The organism is Dietzia sp. B19 (assembly GCF_014145155.1).
Lineage (GTDB): Bacteria > Actinomycetota > Actinomycetes > Mycobacteriales > Mycobacteriaceae > Dietzia > Dietzia natronolimnaea.
In genome coordinates, this window is the sequence record NZ_JAALED010000352.1 from 1 (window position 1) to 7,312 (window position 7,312).

Sequence of the window (7,312 nt, forward strand, 5' to 3'; positions counted from 1 at the left end):
GGCGACGTGCTGCGGTTCCACGGCTTCGGCGCCACCTCGCCCGGCGGTCAGCGCGCCGCGGAGCTGCGCACCGGACTCACCCGCCTCGAGCGGATGGAGCCGCGGGGCGGATCCCGCATCGGCCGGTCCCACACCATCCAGGGCGGATACGGGGCCGGGGACTCCGGCGGGCCCGTCTTCCACGGCGACCTGCTGGTGGGCATCCATTCCGGTTCCGACCACGCACGACGCCAGCCCGACGGCACCAATCCGGCCTGGTACGAGTCGGTCCCGTTCCAGAACGGTTGGATCGACTGGATGATCGCCAACCGATGACGACGAGGTACCGGTCGCACCCGGCCGTCACTCACGTGCACCGGACCGCCCGCGTATTTGTCACACTGAACAGATGACCTCGCCGGAGCAGCCGGAGCTCGTGATCCGTCGCGCCTCGCGCGGCGACCTCGATCTGGTGCTGACCGCCGACGACCTGTTCAGCTACCCGCCCACCGCGGAGTGGACCCGGGACTTCCTCGACAACGGATCCAACCTGCTGTTGCTGGCGCTGCAGGACGAGGTCCCGGTGGGCATGTTGGTGGCGGTGGAGACCGGTTACCTGGGCGCCAGCCCGGACCTGTTCGTCTACGGGATCCGGGTGAGCGAACCGCTGCGTGGCCGCGGGATCGCCCATCAACTGGTGGACAAGGCGCTCGGCATCGCCGAGGAGGCCGGCTGTCGCAGACTGTGGGGGTCGATGCACCACGACCAGGAGCTGGGCGCCGACTCCCCGCTCTCCCCGCCGGAAGCGACCACGGGGTCCACAACCTTCGTCATCCCGATTCCGTGAGACCCTGCGGAACCGTGTATCGTGACCCCCATGCAGCGCGTGCTCCTTCTTGGGTGCCGCGGCGGGGCCCGCTGAGGCGGACCGGCTCCCCGTCGCGGGATCTCGTCGCGCCGGTCCGATCCCCACAGATCGAATCCACGGAAGTAGAGCCCCGCAATGAATCCCGCTGACGCATTCGTCTCGTCGTCGTCGACCATCACTCCCCCCTCCAAGCCCGGACGCCCCGACCAACCGTCGTGGAACCGACAGAAGGGCTCCTCGATGCCGGCCCACCGGTACCGGCCCTTCGCGGAGGAGGTCGAGGACGTCTCGCTGCCCGACCGCACCTGGCCGGACAAGGTCATCACCCACGCGCCCCAGTGGTGCGCCGTGGATCTGCGCGACGGCAACCAGGCGCTGATCGACCCCATGAGCCCGGCCCGCAAGCGCCGGATGTTCGAACTGCTGGTCCGCATGGGTTACAAGGAGATCGAGGTCGGGTTCCCGTCTGCCTCGCAGACCGACTACGACTTCGTCCGCGAGATCATCGAGGACGAGGCGATCCCCTCCGACGTCACCATCCAGGTGCTGGTGCAGTGCCGGGAGGACCTGATCCGCCGCACGTTCGAGGCGTGCGAAGGCGCGTCCAACGTGATCGTGCACTTCTACAACTCGACCTCGATCCTGCAGCGCAAGGTCGTTTTCCGTAAGGACCGCGACGCGATCAAGAAGATCGCCACCGACGCCGCCGAGCTGGTGACCGCCATCGCGAAGGACTACCCGGACACCAACTGGCGCTGGGAGTACTCGCCCGAGTCGTTCACCGGCACCGAGCTCGCGTTCTCCAAGGAGGTCTGCGACGCCGTCACCGAGGTCGTGGGCGCCACTCCGGAGAACCCGATCATCCTCAACCTGCCCGCGACGGTCGAGATGGCCACGCCCAACGTGTACGCCGACCAGATCGAGTGGATGCACCGCAATCTGGCGCGCCGCGACTCCACGATCCTGTCGCTACACCCGCACAACGACCGTGGCACCGGCGTGGCCGCCGCCGAGCTGGCCTTCCAGGCCGGCGCCGACCGCATCGAGGGCTGCCTGTTCGGCAACGGCGAGCGCACCGGCAACGTCTGCCTGGTGACGCTGGGCATGAACCTGCTCACCCGCGGCGTCGACCCGCAGATCAACTTCTCGGACATGGACGAGATCCGCCGCACCGTCGAGTACGCCAACCAGCTGCGCGTACCCGAGCGTCACCCCTACGGCGGCGACCTGGTCTTCACCGCCTTCTCGGGCTCGCACCAGGACGCGATCAACAAGGGCTTCGACGCACTGCAGGTCGAGGCCGACGCGCAGGGCGAGGACATCACCGACATCACGTGGGAGGTCCCCTACCTGCCCGTGGATCCCAAGGACGAGGGCCGCACCTACGAGGCCGTGATCCGCGTGAACTCGCAGTCCGGCAAGGGCGGCGTGGCCTACATCATGAAGAGCGACTACGGCCTGCAGCTGCCGCGGCGCCTGCAGATGGAGTTCTCCGCCCTGGTGCAGAACGTCACCGATTCCGAGGGTGGCGAGGTCACGCCCAAGCAGATGTGGGACATCTTCTCGCTGGAGTACCTGGACCGCGTCTCACCCATGGAGCGCATGTCGCAGCACCTCGTTCCCGCCGAGACCGACGACGGTGTGGACTCGATCGACGCCGTGGTCAAGTGGAAGGGCGAGACCAAGGAGCTGACCGGGTCCGGTAACGGTCCCCTGGCGGCGTTCGTCGCTGCGCTCAACGAGATGTTCGACGACGAGGTGCGCATCCTCGATTACTCGGAGCACGCCATGACCGCCGGCGACGACGCCACCGCGGCGGCGTACGTCGAGGTGCAGTTCGGCAACCGGGTGTTCTGGGGCGTCGGCCGGGCCGGTTCCATCACCACCGCGACACTGCGCGCCGTGGTCTCGGCCGTGAACCGCGCGTACGCCGACGAGGCCGTGGTCCCCGACGAGACAGTGGGCAGCACCGTGGGCGCCCGGACCTGGGCCCCCTGACGCCTGGGGGCTGCTCCCCCGGGGGCCGGCCCCGTCGAGAAGAGCGTTCCGCACACATCGCCCGAGAAGGGGGTGCGCGGAACGGTCTTATCGATGATGGGAGCGAGCGCGAGGGCGCCGGGGCGAACATGGGGCCATCGCGAGGGCGCTGGGGCGGGGGTCAGTCCTCGAGAGCGGGCTTGATGTGCTCCCAGCCGGCCTCGAAGTTCTTGAGGAAGTTCGGCCAGTTGTGCAGCCCCGTGTCGGAGTAGTCCACCCGGTGGTCGACGTTCGCGCGGTCGAGCGCCCTCTCGAAGGCCTCGGTGCCCTCGCGCACGCCCTTCTCCAGGACCAGTCCGATGAGCAGGTTCTGGACGTCCGCGCCGCCGCCGTACTCCTGCAGGTCCTCCGGGCCGATCTCGCCACTGCCGGACGAGAAGTAGACGGCCTTGCCACGCAGTCCCTCCGGGTGAGAGATGGTGTCGTTCTCCGCCCAGCGCCCGCTTCGGTGCGGACCCCACATGTTGTCCACCTGGCCACCGCGGGTCTCCACGCTGAGCCGGACGGTCTGGTAACCGAGCGCGTCCATCGTGGAGTAGTAGCCGCTGAAGGACATCACGGCGTCGTGGAGCCCGGGGTGCGTGGCGGCCAGGTGCATGGCCGCCTGGCCGCCCATCGAGATCCCCCCGATCCCGTTCCTGCCGCTCGTCTCGAGCTGCTCGGCCACGACGCCCGGCAGCTCCTCGGTGAGGAAGGTCTCCCACTTGTTGTTGCCCAGGACCGGGTCCGGCTGCTCCCAGTCGGTGTAGTACGAGGCGAACGCGCCGGCGGGATTGACCACGTGACGTCCTCGTCCGCGAGCCGATCCTCGATCTGGCCCTGGTGGTTCCACCCGGTGCTGCTCACCGGGGCGCCGACGCCGTCGAGCATGTAGAGCACCGGAGCGGCGCCCTCACCCCGGGACGGGACCACCTCGACGGTGATCTCGCGCTGCATCGATTCCGAGGCGACGATCCAGTACTGATACTCCCCCCGCGTGCGCTCGACTCCCCGGAACTCGGTCTCGGTGATGCTCGGATCGACCGGGGAGGGCGTCCCGATGGGGGCAGAGGATCCCTCACCGAGCGGGATGTCCGCGGAGCCCACCGACCCGAGCGAACCGGCGGTCGAGCCCAGAGGGACGGAACCCACGGCCTCGATGATGGTCTCCAGATCGTCCGGCCCCAACGTGGCCGGGTCGATGCTGCCGAGCTGCGCTCCGGCCGGGGCGACCGAACCGAGGGTCAGGGCGAGGGCCAGCGCGCCGGCGGTGGCGGTGGCGGCGAATCGGGGCATTCCGACAGCCATACGGCTCCAGAGTTCTCAGTGATGACTTAAGAACCTTAGCCGCAGCAACTTGAATCGGCCCACTCACCGCACGGCCTCACGACTCCCGCAACGCCTCCTCGACGGCCTTGCGCAGGTCCTCAGGCTTACGGTTGGGGCCGAACCGACCCACCACGGTGCCGTCACGCCCGATGAGGAACTTGGTGAAGTTCCACGAGATCCGACCGCCCAGCAGACCGGATTCCTGCGACTTGAGCCAGCGGTACAGCGGGTGGGTGCCCGATCCGTTGACCTCGATCTTCGAGAACAGCGGGAACTCCACCCCGAAGTTGCGCTCACAGAACGACCCGATCTCCTCGTCGGTGCCCGGCTCCTGGTGCGCGAACTGGTCACACGGGAAGCCCAACACCACGAAGCCCTGGTCGCGGTACTCCTCGTACAGCTTCTGCAACCCCTTGTACTGGGGGGTGAACCCGCATTTGCTGGCGGTGTTGACCACCAAGACGACCTGACCGGCGTAGTCGGCCAGATCCTTCTCGCTCCCATCGAGCAGGCCTGCTCGGAAATCCGTGAGGGTGACATTGTCATCGGGCACGGCGCGTCTCCTCGTCGTCGTCATGACCGGCGGGCTTCACCCGCCGTCCGTCCCGAGGCTTCCACACTCCGGGCCGCTCACGCACCCGGCATCACCGGGCCGCCGACGCCTCGGGCATTCTCAGTGCCGACACCGCACCGATCAACCCCAGGATCGCCAGGAAGACCAGCGCCCACTCGACCCCCGCCAGCGCGATGACCGAACTGATGCCGCCCACCACGAGCAGGATGATCCCCATGGCCGAGTTGGAGACCGCGACGTAGGTCGTCCGCAGGTCGCCCTCGGCCACGTCCACGACATAGGTCTTGCGCCCCACGCGGACCCCGGAGTGCAACAACGTGAGCAGGAAGTATCCGCCCACGAAGAACACGGTCCCCAGCGCGGACGAGCCGTCGACGCCGGGGAGCGAGACGGCCACCACGAAACCCAGCGCCACGATCGAGGCGGCGGCGGCCGCCCACGCCATGAGCCGACGACTGGACCGGTCGGCGAGCCGGCCGAAGATCCGCCCCCCGACGAGTGAGGCGATCCCGGAGGCGAGGATGAACCCGCCGAGCCCGGCCAGTGCCCCGGTGCCCGCCGCGACGGACATCGACACGATGAACGGCGGACTCAGCGACGACACGAGGATCAGGCCACGCACGGTGACGAACCTGCGGAACGTCCGGTCCTCGCGGAGCATCCGGGCCGCCTCGGCGAACCAGGATCCGCCGCCGTCGCCGTCCTGGTGATCGGCGGCCCCGGCGGCGGCCTCTCCCGCGGGCTCGGTGACCCGCGCGTAGACTAGCGCCGAGAGCACCCACAGCACGGCGCCACCGGCCAGCAACAGGGCGAGGTCGCCGGGGCCCAGATCGTCGCCGCCGAACGCACGGATCGCCAGGCCCAGGGTGACGGCCACGATCCCGGCCGCAGAGGTGGCGAGCCCGATGATCTGGCCCCGCTCGCCCGAGGGGATGGTGCGGCCCTGGACGTCCTTGGAGGCGATCGAGCACAGGCACCGCCCCAGCGAGAACACCACCAACGCGCCCAGGATCCCCACCCCCGCGGCCGTGCCGTGGCCGAGTGCGGCGATGCCGGCCATCACCACGACCGCCGCGGCCTGGACCCCGGCCCCCGTGACGAAGACCCACTTGCGGTGGGTGACCCGCAGGACGAGCGGCGTGAGCAGCACCTGGGGCAGCATCGACCCCGACTCCCTGATGGGCACCAGCAGACCGACCAACGCAGCGGGGACCCCGAGGGCGTGGAACAGCCACGGCAGCACGGTGGACGCGTTGACCGTCTGGTCGCCCGAGGACTGGAGGGTGTTGGCCGCCACCAACCGCAGGCCGTTGCGGGGGACGTCGCGCTCCACCTGCTCCGGGAGGTCGGTCCCGCGGGAGTGCTCGCGGGTCACGAGGGCGGAGTAGACGGTCTCGGCGGCGGTCACGGTCTGGAGAGCCTAATCGCCGCCGGCCACTGCGGTCGGGGCGCCTGAGTATCGGTGCTCCCGCATCGCCGAGGATGGATGCTCCCGTCGCCGAGCATCGGTGCTCCCGCATCGATAAGAGCGTCCCGCACACATCGCCCGAGAAGCGGGTGTGCGGAACGCTCTTATCGATGGCGCCGCCGGCGGACGTCGCTCAGGCCAGCGGGCCACCACAGTTGGGCCACGCGCCCGGCCCCTGTCCGGCGAGGACGCGCTCGCCGATGTCGATCTGCTGCTCGCGGGTGGCCTGGTCGGCGGTCGGGGCGTACTCGCCGCCACCGAAGCCGCTCCACGTCTGGGCGGCGAACTGCAGACCGCCGAAGTATCCGTTGCCGGTGTTGATGTGCCAGTCGCCGCCGGACTCACACTGGGCCACCTGGTCCCAGGCGCTCGCGGGCGCGGCGGAGGCGGCGGGGGCCGCCAGCGAGGCTCCACCCGCGGCGATACCGCCTGCGAGCATCGCGCCGGTCAGGGTTCGGACGAGCTTCTTCTGCATCTCTCGTGACCTCCTGAGGTCTCGTGTCGTGCATCGGGTGTCCAGCATCGGCCGTCGACCATCGACGGGGACGGCGGACGACCCTACGAGCGGGGTACGGGGGCGACGCAACCCCGGCGCGGCGAAACCGGGTGATCCGGGTCGGGCTCGGACGGCGGGAGTCGGGACCCCCACGGGGATCGGCGCTGCTCACAGGGTCGGTTCGGTGCGACACCGCGACCGCCGGGCCCTGCGGTGAGATGGCTCACCTCGCCGTCGTCCCGCGTCGCGCTCCCGACCCATAGGCTCGGCGTCATGTCCGATCACATGATCCGCGTCGACGGGCGGCGCATCGCCGTGCACGAGTGCGGGGACCCCGCCGGGCAACCGGTGATCCACTTCCACGGCACCCCGGGCTCGCGTCTCGAGATGGACTTCGGCTCGGACCTCGCCGAACGGGCGGGCGTACGGGTGATCGGCGTCGATCGCCCCGGTTACGGCCTGTCCGACCCCGGGCCGATCAGCCCGGGCGGGGTCGCGCGGGACGTCCTGGCGGTCGCCGACGAGCTGGGGGTGGCGCGGTTCGCCGTCTCGGCCTGGTCGGGTGGAGGGGCGTTCGCGCTG

Annotated in this window: 8 protein-coding genes; 4 read left to right on the top strand and 4 right to left on the bottom strand. The window is 69.8% G+C overall.

Features of this window, described 5'->3' with window-relative positions:
* The 3 genes from G6020_RS10525 to leuA form a co-directional block, all read left to right on the top strand.
* Positions 1-315, top strand: a 315-nt coding sequence (locus G6020_RS10525) for a trypsin-like serine protease (RefSeq protein WP_182610591.1), incomplete at its 5' end; no start/stop codon positions are given.
* Positions 316-388: 73 nt separating this feature from the next.
* Positions 389-826 carry a GNAT family N-acetyltransferase gene (locus G6020_RS10530; RefSeq protein WP_179524341.1) on the top strand — a complete coding sequence of 146 codons (438 nt, stop codon included), beginning with the start codon at positions 389-391 and terminating at the stop codon, positions 824-826.
* A gap of 156 nt (positions 827-982) precedes the next feature.
* The gene (gene leuA, locus G6020_RS10535; RefSeq protein ID WP_182610592.1) at positions 983-2,845 is read left to right on the top strand and encodes a 2-isopropylmalate synthase; all 1,863 of its coding nucleotides are present in this window, start codon (positions 983-985) and stop codon (positions 2,843-2,845) included.
* Positions 2,846-3,005: 160 nt separating this feature from the next.
* Here leuA and G6020_RS17085 read toward each other — a convergent pair whose 3' ends face one another.
* The 4 genes from G6020_RS17085 to G6020_RS10555 all read right to left on the bottom strand — a co-directional run bounded on the left by G6020_RS17085 (position 3,006) and on the right by G6020_RS10555 (position 6,673).
* Entirely contained in the window at positions 3,006-3,665 is a 660-nt protein-coding gene (locus G6020_RS17085) for an alpha/beta hydrolase family protein (protein WP_347238354.1), read from the bottom strand.
* Positions 3,666-4,247: 582 nt separating this feature from the next.
* On the bottom strand, positions 4,248-4,745 hold the full coding sequence (locus G6020_RS10545) for a glutathione peroxidase (protein WP_346034869.1): 498 nt from the start codon (positions 4,743-4,745) through the stop codon (positions 4,248-4,250).
* Between the two features lie 91 nt (positions 4,746-4,836).
* Complete coding sequence (locus G6020_RS10550) at positions 4,837-6,174, bottom strand: MFS transporter (RefSeq protein WP_182610594.1); 1,338 nt, start codon at positions 6,172-6,174, stop codon at positions 4,837-4,839.
* Between the two features lie 193 nt (positions 6,175-6,367).
* Positions 6,368-6,673, bottom strand: a complete 306-nt coding sequence (locus G6020_RS10555) for a transglycosylase family protein (protein WP_277815267.1) — start codon at positions 6,671-6,673, stop codon at positions 6,368-6,370.
* 270 nt (positions 6,674-6,943) lie between these two features.
* On the opposite strand from G6020_RS10555, the gene G6020_RS10560 reads away from it, so the two are divergent.
* A partial coding sequence (locus G6020_RS10560) for an alpha/beta hydrolase (protein WP_347238355.1) occupies positions 6,944-7,312 on the top strand: 369 nt, incomplete at its 3' end.

Coding starts and splice junctions, on each gene's coding strand:
- G6020_RS10530 (WP_179524341.1), top strand. CDS start 389: ATGACCTCGCCGGAGCAGCCGGAGCTCGTGATCCGTCGCGCCTCGCGC.
- leuA (WP_182610592.1), top strand. CDS start 983: ATGAATCCCGCTGACGCATTCGTCTCGTCGTCGTCGACCATCACTCCC.
- G6020_RS10555 (WP_277815267.1), bottom strand. CDS start 6,673: ATGCTCGCAGGCGGTATCGCCGCGGGTGGAGCCTCGCTGGCGGCCCCC.